Source organism: Pseudidiomarina sediminum DSM 21906 (assembly GCF_000423165.1).
Lineage (GTDB): Bacteria > Pseudomonadota > Gammaproteobacteria > Enterobacterales > Alteromonadaceae > Pseudidiomarina > Pseudidiomarina sediminum.
On sequence record NZ_KE383983.1, the window covers coordinates 490,785 to 509,350 of the forward strand.

The window sequence follows — 18,566 nt, forward strand, 5'->3', positions numbered from 1 at the left end:
GGGTAACGAGGCATGATGAACATTTTGGGTTTAGCTTTTCCAACGCAGCGCCAAGCCGTCTTGCCAACACTTGTCATGGCATTATTGTTGCTGGTGGTAATGCTTTTGCCAGAGCAACTGCGAGATAGCTTGCTCCTTGATCGCGAAGCTTTTCTCCAAGGTGAACACTGGTGGCAGTTGTGGAGTAGTCAATTGGTGCATCATGACTGGCCGCACTTGCTACTCAATGTGTTAGGACTCGGCGTATGTTGGGCACTTTTTATTGACCATCAAAAGGGCTGGCGACCTTGGTTGGGACTCCCCTTCATCATGCTCGGTAGTAGTCTGGCGCAAATCTATTTTGACCCACAAGTACGCTTTTATGCAGGCTTTTCTGGCACATTGTATGGTGTTTTTGCATTTTGCGCGTTGACCGATGTGCTGCATAAGCGCTGGCTTGGAGCGCTTATCCTTACCGGTGTGGTCGGCAAAGTTGTGTACGATAGTGTTTTTCTTCCAGAGCTAAGCGGTCTCGCGTTCGCTGCCCACGGCGGTGGCGTTGCGACTGGACTTGTCTTAGCATTTCTTTGTAAAATCTTAACCTTAAGATCATAGCCAGTGTAGCGGAATGAAGTTATCAGAAATTAATGCGTTAGTGGCCAACGATATGGCTGGTGTCAACCAATTGATTGGGCGTGAGTTGCAGTCTGACGTCGCGCTGATTAATCAGTTGGGTTTGTATATCGTCAATAGTGGCGGAAAGCGTCTGCGTCCGTTGTTAGCAGTGGCAGCGGCCCGCGCGGTTGGCTATCAAGAACAAGGTCACCTTACCTTGGCAACCATCGTCGAGTTCATCCATACCGCAACCTTGCTGCACGATGATGTGGTCGACGCTTCTGAGTTACGGCGTGGCAAAGAGACGGCCAATGCGGTATTCGGTAATGAAGCTAGTGTTTTGGTGGGCGACTTTCTTTATACGCGAGCCTTCCAGCTGATGGTGACTTTAGACTCGATGAAGGTCATGAAAATTCTTTCTGACGCGACCAATATCATCGCTGAAGGGGAAGTGTTGCAGTTGATGAACTGTAACGATCCGGACACCACTGAAGCGAGCTATTTTGACGTTATCTATGGTAAAACCGGCAAACTATTTGAAGCTGCCACGCAGTTAGGTGCGGTGCTTGCTGAGCAACCGCAAGCTGTTGAAGACGCATTAGCTGCTTATGGACGTCACCTTGGCACGGCGTTTCAGCTGGTTGATGACTTGCTTGATTATACTGCCGACAGCGAAGTGATGGGCAAGCAAGCAGGCGACGACCTGGCCGAAGGTAAGCCTACCTTACCACTCTTGTATGCGATGTGGCATGGCAATAGCGAAGAAACCGCACTGATTCGAGCAGTGATCGAGCAGGGGGACGGCCGTGAGCAATTACCTACCGTGCTTGCAGCCATGGAGCGTACTGGGGCGTTAGCCTATACCCGTACGTTAGCCTTAAAAGAAGCCAAGCTTGCCAAGGCGCAGCTTGAGTTCTTGCCAGCGTCGCCGTATCGAGATGCGTTGGCGGCATTAGCGGATATCGCTGTCGATCGCGTCGCGTGATTCAACGAACGCTGCGCTCTTCGTTAATCGTTATTCGTTATTCGAAAAAGCCAAGAAAAACACAAAAACTAACTGCGTCGTTTACTTGTAGTAGTTTTTGATGTGGTAATGCTGTCGTAACGATTAACGATTAACGATTAACGATTAACGATTAACGAACCAACGAATTCGTTCTTTACTCCCGCGGGGAGTTTGTTTATAATTCGCGCCCTGATTTAAAAACTATTGTGCCCATTGGGGCAAATCGGAGAAAACTATGTACGCAGTATTCCAAAGTGGCGGTAAGCAACACCGTGTAACTGAAGGCCAAATCGTCCGCCTGGAAAAGCTGGAAGCAGCCACCGGTGAAGTGGTTGAGTTCGACCAAGTATTAATGCTGTCGAACGGTGACGACGTGAAAATCGGCGCGCCTTTTGTTTCTGGTGGATCTGTTAAAGCGGAAGTGGTCAACCATGGTCGTGCTGACAAAGTGAACATCATCAAGTTCCGTCGTCGTAAGCACCACATGAAACATCAAGGTCATCGTCAGTGGTTCACTGAAGTGAAAATCACTGGTATTAACGGTTAATTAAGGAGTAACGACACATGGCACACAAAAAAGCTGGTGGTTCAACCAAAAACGGTCGTGACTCAGAAAGTAAACGTCTGGGTGTAAAGCGCTACGGTGGTGAGTCAGTATTAGCTGGTAGCATCATCGTTCGTCAACGTGGTACTAAATTCCACGCGGGTGACAACGTAGGTATCGGTCGTGACCACACTTTGTTCGCTAAAGCGGACGGCAAAGTTTCTTTTGCGGAAAAAGGTCCTAAAAACCGCAAATACGTTAGCATCGTAACTGAATAAGTTCAGTCGAGTTAGCGAAGACTAAGAAACCCCGTCCTTTGTGACGGGGTTTTTTTAATTCAAGCAGGCAGGTAAAGATGAAGTTTGTAGATGAAGCCGACATTCGTGTAGAAGCTGGCGACGGCGGTAACGGCGTAGTAAGTTTCCGACGAGAAAAATACATCCCTAAAGGTGGTCCTGATGGCGGGGACGGTGGTGATGGTGGTGACGTCTACTTGGAAGCAGATGAAAACCTGAACACCCTGATTGATTTTCAGTTTGAACATATCCACCGCGCCCAGCGTGGGCAAAATGGGATGGGCAAGAACTGTACCGGTAAACGTGGTCAAGATATTATTTTGAAGGTGCCTGTCGGCACCCGTGCAACCGATCAAGAAACGGGTGAAGTGCTGGCCGATTTAACCCGTCATGGAATGCGTCGCATGGTAGCCAAAGGCGGTTTCCACGGCCTAGGTAACGCACGCTTTAAAAGTAGTACCAACCGTGCGCCACGGCAAAAAACCATGGGCACCCCAGGTGAAATCCGCAGTCTCAAGCTTGAGCTCATGCTGTTGGCTGACGTCGGTTTATTGGGGATGCCAAATGCGGGTAAATCAACCTTTATTCGCTCCGTTTCTGCGGCCAAACCTAAGGTTGCCGACTACCCGTTTACGACCTTAGTACCTAACCTTGGTGTCGTGCGCCCGGTGCCGCATGCAAGCTTCGTTATTGCTGATATTCCAGGTTTGATTGAAGGTGCTGCAGAAGGTGCGGGTTTAGGTATCCAATTCCTCAAACACCTTGAGCGTTGTGGTTTGTTGTTGCACCTTGTTGATTTAGCTCCGTTTGATGGCAGTGATCCAGCAGAACAAGCGCAAATCATCATTGGTGAGCTTGAACAGTACAGTCCAGAGCTTGCCGCTAAGCCGCGTTGGTTAGTCGTAAATAAGGTTGACCTGCTTACCGAAGAGGAAGCTGAAGAACGCTTGCAAGCCTTGCTTGAAGCGTTAGATTGGGACGGTCCTGTGTATCAAATTGCAGCCATTAGTAAGCAAGGCACGGATACCCTGTGTAAGGAAATCATGACTTACTTGGAACAACGTCCGAAGCCAAGTGAAGTGGATGAAGAGCAGACTGCGACCACCACAGAATTTAAATGGGATACGTATCATCAAGAGCAGCTTGATCAGTATGATGATGACGATGATGATGATTTCGATGACGACGATTACGACGTCGAAGTGATTTACCAAAAATAACGAACAACGAGGGAGCAGCTATGCGCATTGCAATGGTGGCCGCGATGGCTAAAGACCGTGTTATTGGCAAAGACGGCGCTATGCCATGGCATCTCCCGGCTGAATTACAACATTTCAAACGCGTTACCTTGGGCAAGCCAGTGGTCATGGGGCGGGCTACTTACGAATCTATTGGTCGCCCGTTACCGGGACGGTTGAACATTGTCTTAAGTCGTCGCCATCAGCAGCCCTTTACCGATGAGCTGGGTGTTGTCTGGGTGAGTACTCCGCAACAAGCTGTCGCCGCAGCAGGTGAATGTGATGAACTGATGGTGATTGGTGGTGGCCATGTCTACCGTGAGTTCTTGCCGTTTGCACATCGTCTTTACCTGACCGAAATCGACCTTAGTGTCGATGGTGACACTTGGTTCCCTGACTATCTCGCGATTGCTGATTGGCAGTTGACGGAGCGCGTCCAGCATCTAAGTGATGCAAAAAATCCACACGATTTTACCACCCTTGTTTATGATCGTAGCGCTTAACGTATAACAAAGCGCAGCCTAATCACTTAACATTTTATTCCGTTGTAAGGCTAATCCCTGCACAGTAAGATAGCCATCGTTATTCTAACGAAAGGTCTTGAGTGATGCGTATACGCTTAGCCTATGGTCTAGCGACACCGCTAATGCTGGTCATGATGCTGCTAATGTCATCGTCGACCAGTGCCTCGCAACGATTATTTAAATCGAATGAGATTGCCTTAGTGTTTTGTGCCTACGTGCGTGATGACGATACCGCACGCTTGCAGCGCAAACTGCGTGATCTTCGTGTCCGCATGCGCGACATGTATACCAGCATTCGTTGTAATAACGCCTCATTGATTCAATTTGCTCTGCGTAACAACTCGCACAACGTTGGAAGCTTTATTGCGCGCAGTGTCTCCATTGATGCGCTGCAAGAAATGGGAGACTACCAGTGGGCACGCGAACAAGAGCTGTTGATGACAGAAACAGGGCTTATTCTCGCCAACCGCATTAAAGACTATCGCAAAGACTAGTCGCGCCTCCGTCCTCAATAAATATTTACAGTTCACCTCTTTTTAATCCTTACCCAAGCGTTTAGACTGATTGCATTAGTTACAATCGGATAACAATGCATGAAAATGTTTGTGGCACCTTTAGCTCTGGCAATGGGCATTCTGTCCCTTAATGCTTGGGCGCAAGAAACGACCACCGAACCTGTCGGTACCCTTAACCAAGAACAGTGCTATCTGAAAGGAATTTCAGAACAGTTGAACTGCGGTTCAGTGCGTGTTCCTGAGAATTATGATGCTCCAGAAGCGCGCAGCTTGGCGATTCACTATGTCATTCTTCCTGCGGTGAGTGAAAACAAGAAGCCTGATCCTCTTGTGATTCTTGCCGGTGGACCAGGCCAGGCGGCAACAGAGCTGGCGGCAATGATCGATCGTATGTTCCGCGACGTTCGTCAACAACGCGATATCGTCTTGATTGATCAGCGTGGCACAGGTCGCTCTGACCCGCTGGCGTGTGAAATGAGTTACGTTGAAGAGTTGGTCAAAACTGATGACGAAATTGACTTAGCTGAACTCTCCCAACAATGCCTTGAGACCCATGCTGGGCGTGACCTTACGCAGTACCACACGGTAAACGCCATTCGTGACTTTGAGGCCGTACGTGAGGCGTTGGGTTATGAACAGGTCAACTTATACGGCGGTTCTTACGGTTCACGAGCGGGCCTCGTCTATATGCGTGAAGCTCCCGACGCAGTGCGCTCGGCTGTACTCGATGCAATGGCTCCAGTACAAGTTGTGGTAGGTCCTTTTGGACGACATGGCGCGGCGTCTTTTGAGCAAATGCTCAGTGATTGTGCTGCCGAGGAAGGCTGTCGTAACGCTTTTCCTAACCTCGCAGAAACCTATCAAAGCTTGATGGCTAACCTCAGTGAATCACCGGTGCCGTTAACGGTACGCGATCCGCTGACCAACCAACCGACCGACATATTGATTACCGCCGGACGTTTCAGCTCCGTCATGCGCGTGGGGCTTTACCATCCGACCACACGGCAAATGCTTCCCTTTGTGATTCAACGTACCTCGGAAGGCGATTACACACCTTTGACGGGCTTATTAGGTACAACCATGACGCAGTCTGAACTCTATATGGGACTTACGTTAAGTGTGTTGTGTAGTGAAGATTTGGCGCGAGCGACACCTGAGTTGTTAGCTGAAGATGGCGCGAATGACTTTATTGGTAGCCGTACAGGCGATGCTTTTGTCGATATGTGCTCAGTATGGCCGCAAGCAGAGCGACCAGCAGATTGGTTTGAGCCTGTCGAGAGCGACATTCCAACGCTGATTTTGTCCGGTGAACTCGACCCGGTAACACCGCCTGCGTGGGGCGAAATGGCAGCTGAAACACTGAGTAATAGTCGCCATTTGGTCGCGCCGAAAGGAGCCCATACCATTGTTGGTCATACGTGCGCGAACAAACTCGCCGCCCAGTTTATTAAAGAGTTAGATGTAAACGCTTTAGACGCAAGTTGTCTTGAGAACCAACGTGCACAACCGTTCATTTTGAACAGTAACGGTAAAGGATTATAAGCGAGCCACTATGATCGAAGTAAAATCATTACAAAAAACCTTCGGTGACGTGACCGCTCTGGATAGCCTGACGTTTAGTGCTCCGGAGGGACAAATTACCGGTCTATTAGGCCCAAACGGTGCCGGCAAGACCACTTGTCTGCGTACTATTTACGGGCTCTTGAAAGCCGACAGTGGCGAAGCGCTAATTGATGGTATTGACGCCAACAAAGAGCCGTTAGAAGTACGTCGTAAAATTGGCATTTTTCCTGATAAGTTTGGCCTCTATGAACGCCTCACCGCCCGTGAGCAAGTTGCGTATTTTGCCGCCTTACACGGTATGGAAGGTGACACTGCAGCTGCGGCAGTGGAAGAGGTGATGCGTCGCTTAGATATGACGGCGATCGCTGACCGTCGGGCGACGGGCTTCTCACAAGGTCAACGTATGAAAGTTGCGTTAGCGCAAGCGATTGTGCACCGCCCTAAGCATCTAATCCTCGATGAGCCAAGCCGTGGTTTAGACGTCATGAGTACGCGTATTTTACGTGATTTGCTGCGCGAGCTACGTGATAGTGGCACCAGTATCTTGTTCTCTAGTCACGTCATGCAAGAGGTCGCAGCATTGTGTGACCAAGTGGTGGTTGTCGCTGCTGGAAAAGTTGCGGCACAAGGGACGCCGACAGAGCTGTGTGAACAGACCGGAGAGTCAGCTCTGGAAGAAGCTTTTGTGAAGATTATCGGAACTGATGAGGGCATCGCGGCATGATGAAATCGCCAATTAAACTGGTCTTTCGAAAAGAACTGAAAGATGCTCTACGTGATAAACGTTCCGTGATGGCAGCGATGTCCTATGCGTTTTTTGGCCCGCTACTCATGGCGTTAGCCTTTTATGTGTTAATTGGCCAATTAACCGATAGCAGTGATGTCAAAATTGATATTGAAGGCGGTGAGCATGCGCCAGCACTGGTTGCCCACCTTGAGCAACATGGTATTGTCGAGCGCACTGAGCCTTGGCCATCGGGTCAACAACCGATTACCTTGACGATCGATCAAGATTGGGACGAACATATTGCGACGGCTCAGCCGGCGCGTGTGGTTCTGAGCGCTGACTTCTCGTCACAGAAGCAGCGTACGGATATTCGCCGGGTCGAGTCTGTGATTGAGAATTACAGTAATCAGCTGACGTACATTCGTTTGCAGATGCGGGGTATTGACCCGCGTATTACCCAAGGTGTTGATTTGGTAAAGCATGATAAAGCCACCAAAGGTTCAAAGGCGGCCATGCTGCTCGGCGGAGTATTGATCTTTATCCTACTGTCAGTGTTCTTCTCGGGCATGAACGTCGCGATTGATATCAGCGCCGGTGAACGCGAACGCAACTCGCTCGAATTGCTGTTGTCACAACCGCTCACCACAGACCAGTTGGTGTGGGGCAAGGCGCTCGCTGCATCTGCATTTGCCATGTTTGGTGGCGTATTGAGCGCGATTTTGATCCCAGTGATTTTTACCTTGCTGCCGTTACATGAAATCGGCGTGAGTGTGAGTCTCGCCTGGCCGATGATTCTGATGATCATTGCGCTCTTGGTGCCGCTTGCCTTGCTGGCCACTGCATTGCAATTGTTTGTCTCATTCCGGGCGAAGAGCTTTAAAGAAGCACAAACTTATATTTCGTTGTTGTTGATGGTGCCGATGCTGATCATTTTTGGTGTCGAGTTCGCGCGTGTGAAAAGTCAGATCTTGTATTATTTGCCGCTCACCGGACAGCACCAAGCGTTGTTAGACATCATTAAGGGTGAGGCGCTGCAGTACGATGCGTTAGCGCTGAGTGCGCTGTTAACGGTAGGTGTAGCAGTAGGTTTACTGCGCTTGATCAGCCGCATGTTGAGCAGTGAAAAGGTGGTGTTCGGTTTATAACCGACGCCATCGTGCGAGTTGATAGAATCCCCATTGGCCGAGTCGACGCAGGCTCGGCAAGGGGAACTTCGCTAACGGCGACTGATAAAAAGGTAATTCAGGAAGCTTTTCACCCATCGTCAGTTGCGCAAGGCGCTGACCTGCCAGCTGACTAAAGGTCACGCCCGAGCCACAATAGCCCATACTGGTATAGATGCTGTCTGCGGGACTGTAGATACGCGGGTAGTTATCAAGGGCGACGCTTATCCAGCCACTCCAATAATAGTCTACCGGGGTTTTTGCCAAGGCTTGTAAGCTTGGGAAGGTACCTGCTAACGCCTCTAGGAGATGTCGCGCATAGCGTGGATGTTGCGCATCTTTCCCTCGTATTGCGCCACGTCCGCCAAACAACAAGCGCCCGTCTGGCAGCAATCGGTAATAGTATTTTAAGACACGCGTGTCCATAACTAACTCATTCCCTTGCAGGCCGATCGAGCGGCGCTCATCACTGGTTAATGGGCGCGTCACGATAACGCTGGAGAGCACCGGCAGGGTCCGCCCTTGTAAGCTTGGATGCAGCTGGTTGGAGGTATAACCGTTGGTCGCAACCACAACCTTTGCCGCGGTAATTTTGCCTTTACTGGTATGTAAGCGATGGCGCTGCTCGTGGCGCTCCCAATGCATCACCGCCGCCCCTTCTACCAGTGTCACTCCAGCCTGTTGGCATTGTCTAGCGAGGCTTGCAGTGAGCAGCAAAGGGTTAAGGCCAAAGCTATTCGGATAATGAATGGCACCGTAAGCTTGGGGGGTATTGACCCGCTGCTGGGTTTGGCTGCTGTCAAGCCAGCGCGCATCCGGTTCAAACTGTTGCAGTTGCTCGAGACTCCGTTGGAGTGCAGGAACCGCTTGTAAGCGATGGGCAACTTTAAGATAGCCTCCGCGTTGCACCTCAAGTTGTTGCGGGCAAGCCTGTAGATGTGCTTCTAAGCGCGCGAAGGCTGCTTGATACTCGTTATATATCGCTTGTGCCGTCGCTGCGCCACAGCGCTTTTGCCAGTCGGCGAGTGATAATCGCCCAGTCCCAGGCATAGCAAAGCCAGCGTTACGCGTGGAGCAGCCCCAGCCAAGTTGGTTGGCGTCAACTAAGACAACGTTCTGTTGATAGTGTTTGGCGAGTTCTAGCGCGGCGTTTAAGCCTGTGTAACCGGCACCAATGACGACAATGTCGGTACGTTCGGGTAAGGCAGTAGCTGCGTTGGGAAAGTTTGTAGCCGTATGCGCTTGCCAATAACTTCGTGCGTGCGGCTGTTGCGAGCTTGGGAAGTCATGGACAAGCGGATCATACATAAGCGATTTATCGGTTAGTTATCAAAGTTAAGTACCATTTCGCCGGCAGTACAGTGACAAATACCATCACAGACCGGGCAATGGTAGCCTCCATGAACGGAGAGCTCATACCAACGGTCAGGGTGTTGTTGCACCATCTCCCCGCCGCACCGTGTAAAGTATGAGTATGCACTATTATTTGGACTTTGCATCCAAATATGCGCAAGTCCTGCTTTGCAGCCGAGGGCTTTCGCGGTTTCAATGGAGCGCTCGAGTAGGCCTCGGCCAATACCTAGGCCACGGCTAATTTCGGAGACCGCCGAGCATTTGAAGTAACACATTTTATCAGCGGGTACTGGCCATTGCTCGGGCGTGCAGTAGTCGTCGATATCCCATTGGCCTGGGGCAAAAGTGAGGCGGATACCGGCCAGCTCACCATCGACAAAAGCTAGCCAACTTAAATTGACGCCGTCTTTGAGGCCGCGCTCGACATAATCTGGAAGGTTTTCTTCGGTCAGGTAGTTATCACCGTGAACAATGTTGCCAAGTTCGATGACAGCAGCATAATCAGCTGCTGTCAGTTGGCGGTACGTAACTACGGGTTGTTTTTGCGTCATAAAGACACCTTTGGATTGCTGAATTAGTAGCGATAGTCGTCCGTTTTAAATGGACCGTCGACATTCACATGAATGTAGTCGGCTTGCTGTGACGTCAATTGCGTAATGACACCACCAAAGCCTTGTACCATGTAGCGCGCGACTTCTTCGTCAAGTTGCTTCGGAAGTACTTCTACACGTAACTTAGCGGCTTTTTCTGCTGCAGGTAACGCTGCGAACTTTTCTTCAAACAAATGAATCTGGGCCAAGACTTGGTTGGCAAACGAACCATCCATGATACGACTAGGGTGGCCGGTCGCATTACCTAAGTTCACCAAACGTCCCTCTGAAAGCAGCAAGAGATAATCGGTAACATCATCGCTACGGTAAATTTTATGAACTTGCGGTTTGACTTCATCCCAACGCCAGTTTTTACGCATAAAGGCGGTGTCAATTTCATTGTCGAAGTGGCCGATATTACAGACCACTGCAGTCGCTTTCAATGCGCTCAACATGTGCTGGTCACAGACATTGACGTTACCGGTGGTGGTGACAAGTAAATCTGTGTTTTGTAAGAGTTCGGTATTGATGGCGTCAGCCGTCCCCGTATTTACCCCGCCACGGTATGGAGAAACGACTTCGTAACCGTCCATACAGGCTTGCATGGCACAGATTGGATCGATTTCTGAAACGCGAACAATCATGCCTTCTTGGCGCAGACTTGCAGCCGAACCTTTACCTACGTCACCGTAACCGATCACTAGGGCTTTTTTACCCGAGAGCAAATGGTCGGTCGCACGCTTGATTGCGTCGTTCAGTGAGTGACGGCAGCCGTATTTGTTGTCGTTTTTCGATTTGGTGACCGCGTCGTTGACGTTGATCGCTGGTACTTTTAAGGTGCCGTGCTTCAACATTTCTAACAAACGATGGACGCCAGTAGTGGTCTCTTCGGTAATACCATGAATGTGGTCCAGCATGCTTGGATATTTTTCATGGATCAACAGGGTTAAATCGCCACCATCATCCAAAATCATATTTGCATCCCAAAGCGCGCCGTCTTTGTGACAGGTTTGCTCAAGACACCACTCATACTCTTCTTCAGTTTCGCCTTTCCAAGCAAATACCGGCACACCCGCTGCAGCCATTGCCGCTGCTGCATGGTCTTGGGTAGAGAAAATATTACACGATGACCAACGCACTTCGGCACCCAATTCGATCAAGGTTTCGATCAATACTGCGGTTTGAATGGTCATATGAATACAACCAATGATGCGCGCACCTTTTAGAGGTTGCTGCTGCGCATATTTACGACGAATACTCATCAATGCTGGCATTTCAGATTCGGCAATCGCAATTTCTTTGCGACCCCAGTCGGCAAGCGAGATATCTGCTACTTTGTAATCGTTCATAAATGACCTCTTATGTTCATATGCAGCGCAGGACTGAGGTGCGCAGCGCAGTTAACATTAATTGAATTCAGGTTCGTGTTGCAACTTGATCAGTAATTGCTCTTGTTGGTCAAGCGTTAAGCGTGGGCCAAAACTGGCAACCACTGCCGCAGCTGCATGACTGGCGAGTAAGCCACATGCAGCAAGCGGGTAGCGCTTGACTAAACCATACATCATGGCACCGGCAAACATATCACCAGCACCATTGGTATCGATAGCTTTCACAGGAATGCCCGGAACTGTGACCTGACGTTCTCCATCGCCGATCAGGGCGCCATCTTTGCCAAGCGTGATAGCAACCATTTTGGCATGTGTTTGTAACTGCTGCATGGCAGCTTGCACATCGTCGGTGCCGGTCAAAATGCTGGCTTCTTCTTGGTTGCAGAACATCACATCGACGCCACCACTTAAGATCTCCTCGATACCGTCGCCGAAGTATTTCACCATGGCTGGGTCCGAGCAGGTCATGGCAATCTTGGTGCCATTCGCACGCGCCACTTCTTTAGCGCGCGCAATCGCCTGACGAGCGATAGGTGAAGTTACCAAGTAACCTTCAATATACAAATATTCAGCGCGCGCAATAGCGTCTTCATCAAGCTCTGCGGTGCTTAGGTCGGCAGTAATGCCAAGGTAGGTCCGCATGGTACGTTCGGCATCTGGGGTGACCATCACTAAACAACGACCGGTTTTACCTTCGTGTTTTTGGTTCCCTGTGTTGGTCGTAATACCGACCCGTTCCATATCCGCGCAGTAGAACTCACCTGCTTGATCATCGGCCACTTTACAGCAATAAAACGCTTTACCGCCGAACTGGCTAAAGCCTACCAACGAGTTTGCTGCTGACCCACCACCAGATTGCTTTTTCAGTTCACCACGTTTGGCGAGTTCTGCGATGAGACGTTCTTGCTCATCATCTTCAATCAGCGTCATCATTCCTTTTTCGATTTGATGCTGCTGTAAAAACTGGTCAGTGACTTCAAACTCTTGGTCGACCAGCGCATTGCCAATGCCGACAATATCAATTGAATTCATGTGATACTCGGGAAAAAGTTTTGTAATAAAAAAATCCGGCCGCCAAGTATACAGCAGCCGGATTTGAAGGTCGATAAATTAGGCTTTGAAGCCGTTAGGGATCCCTTTGGTAGTAATACTTACCGCATCATGAGCATGCAAGGACTCATAATGGTTCACGCGAATCCAGAAGTCGGAAAACGCGCTCTGTTGGTTCAAGGCGTGTTGCAAGCGACGTGCTGCGTCTTCACAGAACATCAGGTTCTGACCGTTTAAGCGCGCAAACTCTTGTTCGTCTTCGCGTTTTACAGCTGCTTGAACAGGGGTTTGTAACGCATGCTCGATGGCATCAATTAACGCGATGATCGGCAGCTCAGAGATTTGCTCACCCATAACCACTTTAACTTCAGCAACGGAGCGTTGGCTGTGTGGCGTTGCTACGATACCTTGGGTTGTTCCCAACCAACGATGCACGAGTTCAGCGTCAACATCAGCGTCCGTACCGAACTGGTCGGCAAAAGCGTCTTGAATTAACTGGCGCGCCAGTGCTGCTGAGCATGGGCAGGTTGACGAATAAGGTACTTCAACCCCAAGTTGCAAATAGAGTTGCCCATCATCGTAACGACCGACAACAGTGACCGGATAAGCTTTCCAGCCTGGTTTTTTACTGATCAGGGCTTTACGACGTAAATGATAGTCAAAGCTAAATTTCACATAGGCCTGGTCGGCAAGACCATCATGACTATCAATAAAGTCATGGAGGAGTTTACCGAGCGACTGATGCGATAAGACGTCATTGTTCGACAGATCTTCCAGCAGAAGATACAGTCGCGACATATGAATACCTTTCGCCTTCGGGTCTTTTAAGTTAACAAAAGCGTCCACTAAAGCGCTTACAGGGCGCTCAGGTTCGTTGGCGGCACCAACGACAAGTGGCATCTCAATGTTACTCATGCCGACCCAATCAAGCGCACCTTCAGTTTGTGCTTGGGTTTGATTGGCGATATCTGGCATCATTGTCGGTGTAGCTGTTGGCATGCGAATACGGCTCCAAACATTGCAAAATTACAAATGAACCCAAAAAAGGGGCGTTAGTATACAAGATTTAACCGGTTTACGGTAGTTTGCCATATCCGGTTCATTTTTGGCGTAAAGTTTTCCGATAGTGGCAATCGAACAAGGACAATCCAATGATTAATGAAGCGTTACTTAGCCAGTATACGGAGCTGCTCGGAACCAGCGGCGTGGAAGACATGATGAAGGTCTTTAATGACACGGTGGGCACTTATCTTAAGGAACTCAATGGATGTGTCACGGCGCGCGATGAACAGGCGTTTCGCCAACAAGCACATCGTTTGAAAGGAGCACTGCGCTCGGTAGGTATGCAAACGCTAAGTGCGCGCATGGAATATTGCGAAAAAGAAGTTTGGACGTGGCCTGAAGCCGAGAAAGAAGTCGTGCAGTTGGCAGCTGAGCTGCCACTGCACCAACAAGCCATCGAAAACTGGTTACGCAGTCGGTGAGTTTAACGAAGGTTGCTCAAGGTGGCGAATCGAGACTTCACCAACAAAGCGATACCCTTCACCGTGAATAGTGGTAATCAGGTTCGGTGAGTTTTTGTCCGCTTCAAAATGACGACGAATACGACGAATTGCGACGTCTACCGTACGATCATTAGGACGCAACTCGCGATCTAGCATTTTCTTGACTAAGGTTTCACGGTCAAGAATCTTACCAGGGTTGGTTAGGAACAACTCCATCGCGCGGTATTCACTTTTCGGTAGACGGAACATCTTACCTTCTGGTGAAAAGAGGCAACGGCTGTCACTTTCCAGACGCCAGTTATTGAATTCATACACTAAGCTATCATGGCCCACAGTTTTCTGTTGGCTCTTAATAGCTTCAATACGACGATACAAGTTACGTACCCGAATCAGTAACTCTTTCGGGTTATAGGGTTTAATGATGTAGTCGTCAGCGCCGAGTTCCAAGGCGAGTAAGCGGTCTTCTTCCGCATCTCTACCAGTTAAAAAGACTAAGCCGATATTTTCGTTTTCACGAAAGTTTTCTGCCAGCTCAATGCCGCTTTTACCTGGTAAATTGACATCCATGATCACCAAGTCGACTTGCTGACGCGCCATGATGCGTTGCATCTGCATACCGTCCGCAGCATCGTAGACGTCATAGCCTTCTTCTTGGAAAAGGCGCGTCAACGTGTTTCGGGTGACGACTTCGTCTTCTACGATTAATAATCTAGCGCTCATAGTGGTTGATCCGTTCGTCTGTAACATATGTTGAAATATGGCATTACACTCAGAAGTGTAGCATGAGATTTTAATTAGTGCGTATATTTCCTGCAAGTTCTGTACACGCTTTTTACGTTAAGCCTCTATTGTCATAGAGAATTCTGTAAACTGACCTGGCGTGGAATCGACTTCAATGGTGCCGCCCAACGCACGCGTGACCAAATTATAAACTAAATGGAGCCCTAGTCCGGTCGAGCCTTGACGGCGACGACTGGTAACAAATGGGTCAAAAATGCGGCGTTTAAGTGACTCAGGAATGCCTGCGCCATCGTCACGGTAGCGGATCTGGATTTGCTTGCCATTGAGTCGCTCGACGTGTAAATCGATCCGCCCGTGCTCACGCTCGGCGAAGCCATGCAACATGCTGTTTTCCAACAGTTGCTTAAAAATATGGCGGAGCGGGCCAATGCGCGTGGTGATTTGGAGTTCTGGCGGGCAGTCGATGTGCACGTCGATGTCACTCAGTGCGGGGTATCGCTTGCTGGCAGAGCGCAACAGTGCCTGACAGAAAGTGCGCATGTTCACTTCGCGGGTTTCCTCGGCGAATTGATCCATGGCTAACTGACGGAACTGATTAATCAAATCTGCAGTACGTTCGATGTTGCGGCGAATGAGACTTAAGTTGTCTTCGCTGGCTTCCATAAAGCGTTCAAAGTCTTTACGCGAAATAGTGTTTTCTTGGAATTTTTGCTGCATCAGCTCAAGCTTGTCTTGCAAGATTGAGGTTGAGGTGATGACGAGGCCGACTGGCGTATTAATTTCGTGTGCAACGCCGGCAATCAAATCCCCAAGTGATTGCATTTTTTCGTTTTCAATCATTTGGCGCTGGAATTGATGCAGTTTCTCGAGCGTCTCGATAAGTTCAGCGTTGGCTTCGCGCAGCGCCGTGGTGCGTTGTTGGACTTGCCGTTCAAGTTCGGCATTCAATTCGTTGGCGTTGCGCTCGGCTTGGTGTTGGCGCTCAAGGTGTTGTTCAACACGGGCGAGCATGGTGTTGAACGAAATTGCCAGTTGTTGCAATTCTAATAACCGTGACTCAGGTAAGCGAATGGAGTAGTCACGATTGCGACTGATGCGTTGGATAATATCCACCGTGGTATCCAGCGGTAGCATCAGCTTCGAGCGCGCCCGCAGGCTGAGTAGCCAGACGCAGACACCGGTCAGCACCACCAAAGCACTGGAGGCGAGGGCGGTTAGCCAAACGGCTTGCGTGCTATGCTCGCGCGACGTACGCAAATAGATGTAGCCGAGTTGTTCATTATCAATCATCACTGGGCGCGCGACTTCAACGTAGTTGGCTTGCGAGCGAGCACCCGAAAAACTAGTGATCAGTTCAATCCGCACCGGAATCGGCGCCAGCCCTTCCCGATTAAAGCTAGCAAAGTAGCGCAGTTGTTGCTCTGCGGAGATATCACTGCGTTGGTAAACATGAATGTGCTGTAATTCAGGAATGCCGCGAAAGTACTGCAGGCTGTTGGTAAGCCCTTCAGCATCATCAAACAGTAAGAAGCGACTGGTGGCATTGCTAATCACCTGACTAATTGCCTGCGCGTGGCTTTCGTTCATTTTATCGACATGATTTAAATGCAGTAGGCTCAACAGCAGGGCGATGACCACGGCAAAGGCGACGCTGGAACTCAGCATCAACCAGGTAATTCCCTGTCGAAATGAGCTAACGCGGATCATTAGTTGCCTCGACGCTTGGCGTGATACACCGCGAACTTATTGTCCTGAGCGATGCGATGACAATGACCAAAGCTCGCTTCGATGAGTTCTGGCCATGGTAAAAAACGGTTGGCGACGAGCCAGAGTTCACCATTGCGATTGAGGTGCGTTTTGGCATCACGTAAAAACTGTTGACCAATGCTGTAGTCAGTGGCTTGACCGGTGTGAAACGGCGGGTGGCTGACGATAATATCGTATTTGGGCAACGTGTTGACGAGGGCATCTTCGGCGATCAGGGTTCCCGTGAGACCATTTTCGTTCAAGGTGTCACGGCATGCCGCTAACGCCATCGCACTAACATCTAAATAGCTGACGTCAAGGTCAGGGCTTTGGCGTTGCAACCAAGCGCCTAATACACCATGGCCACAGGCAAAATCGAGCACCGCTCCTTGGGTAAACACCGGTAGGTGCTCCAGCAGCATCTGGCTCCCCGCGTCAATTGCCGGAAAGGCAAACACGCCTGGATAACTGGCGAGTTTTAGTGGTGTTAACCCAGGTTGTGAGAGTTCGCTATCGACACGATAAGCGCTGCTTTGAAACGCGGTGGTCGGAGTCAGGAGTTGGGTTGCTAGCAAAGTGGAATGATGACCATTAGCGACTTTCGTCACCCCCCCGTAGGGCGCACTGATCTGTTTGTGAATACTCTTGATGCCGCTGCGATTTTCACCGACCAGCCACACTGGCGCATCTTTCGGCAGCACGCTCGCGAGCGCGGCCAGTAAGTAGTCCGTGAGCTTCTTTTCTTTCGGCAACCAAAGCAGTGCACTATCAAAGCTGCCTTGGGGTGGTGTTGCACCAAAATGGTGCGCTGACTGCTGCGCCTGCAACCAAGGTTTCGCCCAGCCGGCATGTAAGTGCCAGCTGCCAGCGACAGGAACTGCATCGCGCCATGCCGCATCAGGCGGGTTGACCGCAAGTATGGCTTGCCCGGTAAGATGTTGCGCTTGGCGCACGATTAATTGCGAAGGAGCACTGAGTAATTTTTTCATAGTGAATTAAATCGGTTTACCGTTGTACGCTTCAGCGAAGACATCGACACTTGAAGAGGCTTCGTCAAAAACCTCGTCATCGAATTGCGCAATGTTAAACAGCGCTTCACCTTCGTTCGCTACAGGAATATTACTAATGCCAATCACGATGCCATGGTATGGACTTCGCAGCGAGTGCTGTTCGTCACCATGTGGGTTGACGGTGAGCGCGATGATTTGCCCCTTTTGGATGGTTTGCCCGAGTTGTACTTGAGGTACCACTAAGCCGTCATATTCATTACGGATCCAAGCACTACGGCGAGCCAAAACTGGGGTGACTTTTTTCCGCGTGCGGCGACCTTTTAGCATTTTTAAGTGCTTCATAACGTTTTGCACGCCGTTGACACCTGCCTTAATCGCCGGATAGTCAAACCGTAAGGCCTCACCTGCTTCGTAGAGGATCAATGGAATACCTAACTCAGAAGCGAGCGCGCGCAGTGAGCCGTCACGCTCTTTTGAGTGCAAAACGACCGGACTGTTGAACGCCCAAGCCATCTCGAGCGCTTCATCATTGTCTGTATCAACACGCACTTGTGGCAGGTTGCTACGATGAATTGCTCCGGTATGTAAATCAACAATATGGGTGACGTTTTGCACCAATGATTCATTGAACAAATAGGCTAAGCGACTGCCCAGAGCACCGCGCTCTGAGCCCGGAAAACAACGGTTTAAATCACGTCGATCGGGGAGGTAGCGCGACTGCTGAATAAAGCCGAACACATTGACGATAGGAACGACGATTAACGTCCCGCTAAGCTCTTGGGCGTCGGTGGTGCAAATCAGGCGGCGGCAAATTTCAATGCCGTTGAGCTCGTCACCATGAATCGCGGCGCATACCAGTAGCGTAGGCCCAGGCTTCACGCCATGAAACACTTCGGCGTGCAAGTCCATCGGAGTATCATTGTAGAGTCGCGCCGCTGGAATTTTGACACTGTGACGCGAGCCTGCGGCAATTTTTTGACCGGCAAGTTTAAACGCTGCACGTGGCTTCATGC

The 18,566-nt window shown here is 50.0% G+C and carries 20 protein-coding genes; 11 read left to right on the forward strand and 9 right to left on the reverse strand.

The window, feature by feature from the left end; all coding sequences use genetic code 11:
• The first annotated feature begins 12 nt into the window (after positions 1–12).
• The 10 genes from rrtA to G535_RS0107615 all read left to right on the forward strand — a co-directional run bounded on the left by rrtA (position 13) and on the right by G535_RS0107615 (position 8,152).
• Positions 13–594: a rhombosortase gene (rrtA, locus tag G535_RS0107570; protein ID WP_084616825.1), complete on the forward strand. Its 582-nt coding sequence runs from the start codon at positions 13–15 to the stop codon at positions 592–594.
• Positions 595–607: 13 nt separating this feature from the next.
• The gene (gene ispB / locus G535_RS0107575) at positions 608–1,579 is read left to right on the forward strand and encodes an octaprenyl diphosphate synthase (RefSeq protein ID WP_026861512.1); all 972 of its coding nucleotides are present in this window, start codon (positions 608–610) and stop codon (positions 1,577–1,579) included.
• A 256-nt stretch (positions 1,580–1,835) separates the two neighbouring features.
• Entirely contained in the window at positions 1,836–2,147 is a 312-nt protein-coding gene (gene rplU / locus G535_RS0107580; protein ID WP_026861513.1) for a 50S ribosomal protein L21, read from the forward strand.
• 17 nt (positions 2,148–2,164) lie between these two features.
• On the forward strand, positions 2,165–2,422 hold the full coding sequence (gene rpmA, locus G535_RS0107585) for a 50S ribosomal protein L27 (protein ID WP_026861514.1): 258 nt from the start codon (positions 2,165–2,167) through the stop codon (positions 2,420–2,422).
• Positions 2,423–2,499: 77 nt separating this feature from the next.
• Complete coding sequence (cgtA, locus tag G535_RS0107590; protein WP_026861515.1) at positions 2,500–3,660, forward strand: Obg family GTPase CgtA; 1,161 nt, start codon at positions 2,500–2,502, stop codon at positions 3,658–3,660.
• 20 nt (positions 3,661–3,680) lie between these two features.
• Positions 3,681–4,181, forward strand: coding sequence for a type 3 dihydrofolate reductase (gene folA, locus G535_RS0107595; RefSeq protein WP_026861516.1), 501 nt, complete (start codon positions 3,681–3,683; stop codon positions 4,179–4,181).
• A 104-nt stretch (positions 4,182–4,285) separates the two neighbouring features.
• Positions 4,286–4,696, forward strand: coding sequence for a DUF3718 domain-containing protein (locus tag G535_RS13205; RefSeq protein ID WP_051207050.1), 411 nt, complete (start codon positions 4,286–4,288; stop codon positions 4,694–4,696).
• Between the two features lie 99 nt (positions 4,697–4,795).
• Complete coding sequence (locus tag G535_RS0107605; protein ID WP_026861517.1) at positions 4,796–6,259, forward strand: alpha/beta hydrolase; 1,464 nt, start codon at positions 4,796–4,798, stop codon at positions 6,257–6,259.
• Positions 6,260–6,269: 10 nt separating this feature from the next.
• Positions 6,270–7,004 carry an ABC transporter ATP-binding protein gene (locus G535_RS0107610; RefSeq protein ID WP_026861518.1) on the forward strand — a complete coding sequence of 245 codons (735 nt, stop codon included), beginning with the start codon at positions 6,270–6,272 and terminating at the stop codon, positions 7,002–7,004.
• Positions 7,001–8,152: an ABC transporter permease gene (locus G535_RS0107615; RefSeq protein WP_241970453.1), complete on the forward strand. Its 1,152-nt coding sequence runs from the start codon at positions 7,001–7,003 to the stop codon at positions 8,150–8,152. Before G535_RS0107610 ends, G535_RS0107615 begins: the two co-directional genes overlap by 4 nt.
• Here G535_RS0107615 and G535_RS0107620 read toward each other — a convergent pair.
• The 5 genes from G535_RS0107620 to folE2 form a co-directional block, all read right to left on the reverse strand.
• Complete coding sequence (locus G535_RS0107620) at positions 8,147–9,478, reverse strand: NAD(P)/FAD-dependent oxidoreductase (protein ID WP_026861520.1); 1,332 nt, start codon at positions 9,476–9,478, stop codon at positions 8,147–8,149. The two genes, G535_RS0107615 and G535_RS0107620, sit on opposite strands and share 6 nt — an antisense overlap.
• A gap of 14 nt (positions 9,479–9,492) precedes the next feature.
• Entirely contained in the window at positions 9,493–10,074 is a 582-nt protein-coding gene (locus tag G535_RS0107625; RefSeq protein ID WP_026861521.1) for a GNAT family N-acetyltransferase, read from the reverse strand.
• Between the two features lie 23 nt (positions 10,075–10,097).
• Complete coding sequence (gene ahcY / locus G535_RS0107630; RefSeq protein WP_026861522.1) at positions 10,098–11,462, reverse strand: adenosylhomocysteinase; 1,365 nt, start codon at positions 11,460–11,462, stop codon at positions 10,098–10,100.
• Between the two features lie 57 nt (positions 11,463–11,519).
• Positions 11,520–12,533, reverse strand: a complete 1,014-nt coding sequence (locus G535_RS0107635) for an adenosine kinase (protein WP_026861523.1) — start codon at positions 12,531–12,533, stop codon at positions 11,520–11,522.
• A gap of 78 nt (positions 12,534–12,611) precedes the next feature.
• Positions 12,612–13,550, reverse strand: coding sequence for a GTP cyclohydrolase FolE2 (gene folE2, locus G535_RS0107640; protein ID WP_034727889.1), 939 nt, complete (start codon positions 13,548–13,550; stop codon positions 12,612–12,614).
• Positions 13,551–13,702: 152 nt separating this feature from the next.
• Between folE2 and G535_RS0107645 the strand changes: the two genes are divergently transcribed.
• Positions 13,703–14,035, forward strand: a complete 333-nt coding sequence (locus G535_RS0107645; protein WP_026861525.1) for an Hpt domain-containing protein — start codon at positions 13,703–13,705, stop codon at positions 14,033–14,035.
• Here G535_RS0107645 and G535_RS13210 read toward each other — a convergent pair.
• The 4 genes from G535_RS13210 to G535_RS0107665 all read right to left on the reverse strand — a co-directional run bounded on the left by G535_RS13210 (position 14,021) and on the right by G535_RS0107665 (position 18,564).
• Entirely contained in the window at positions 14,021–14,776 is a 756-nt protein-coding gene (locus tag G535_RS13210) for a response regulator (RefSeq protein ID WP_051207051.1), read from the reverse strand. The two genes, G535_RS0107645 and G535_RS13210, sit on opposite strands and share 15 nt — an antisense overlap.
• Before the next feature lie 117 nt (positions 14,777–14,893).
• Positions 14,894–16,462 (reverse strand): ATP-binding protein, encoded by a 1,569-nt coding sequence (locus G535_RS13215; RefSeq protein WP_169513605.1) that lies wholly within the window; start codon positions 16,460–16,462, stop codon positions 14,894–14,896.
• A gap of 41 nt (positions 16,463–16,503) precedes the next feature.
• Positions 16,504–17,532 (reverse strand): class I SAM-dependent methyltransferase, encoded by a 1,029-nt coding sequence (locus G535_RS0107660; RefSeq protein ID WP_026861526.1) that lies wholly within the window; start codon positions 17,530–17,532, stop codon positions 16,504–16,506.
• 6 nt (positions 17,533–17,538) lie between these two features.
• Entirely contained in the window at positions 17,539–18,564 is a 1,026-nt protein-coding gene (locus G535_RS0107665) for a succinylglutamate desuccinylase/aspartoacylase family protein (RefSeq protein WP_026861527.1), read from the reverse strand.
• Between the last annotated feature and the right edge of the window lie 2 nt (positions 18,565–18,566).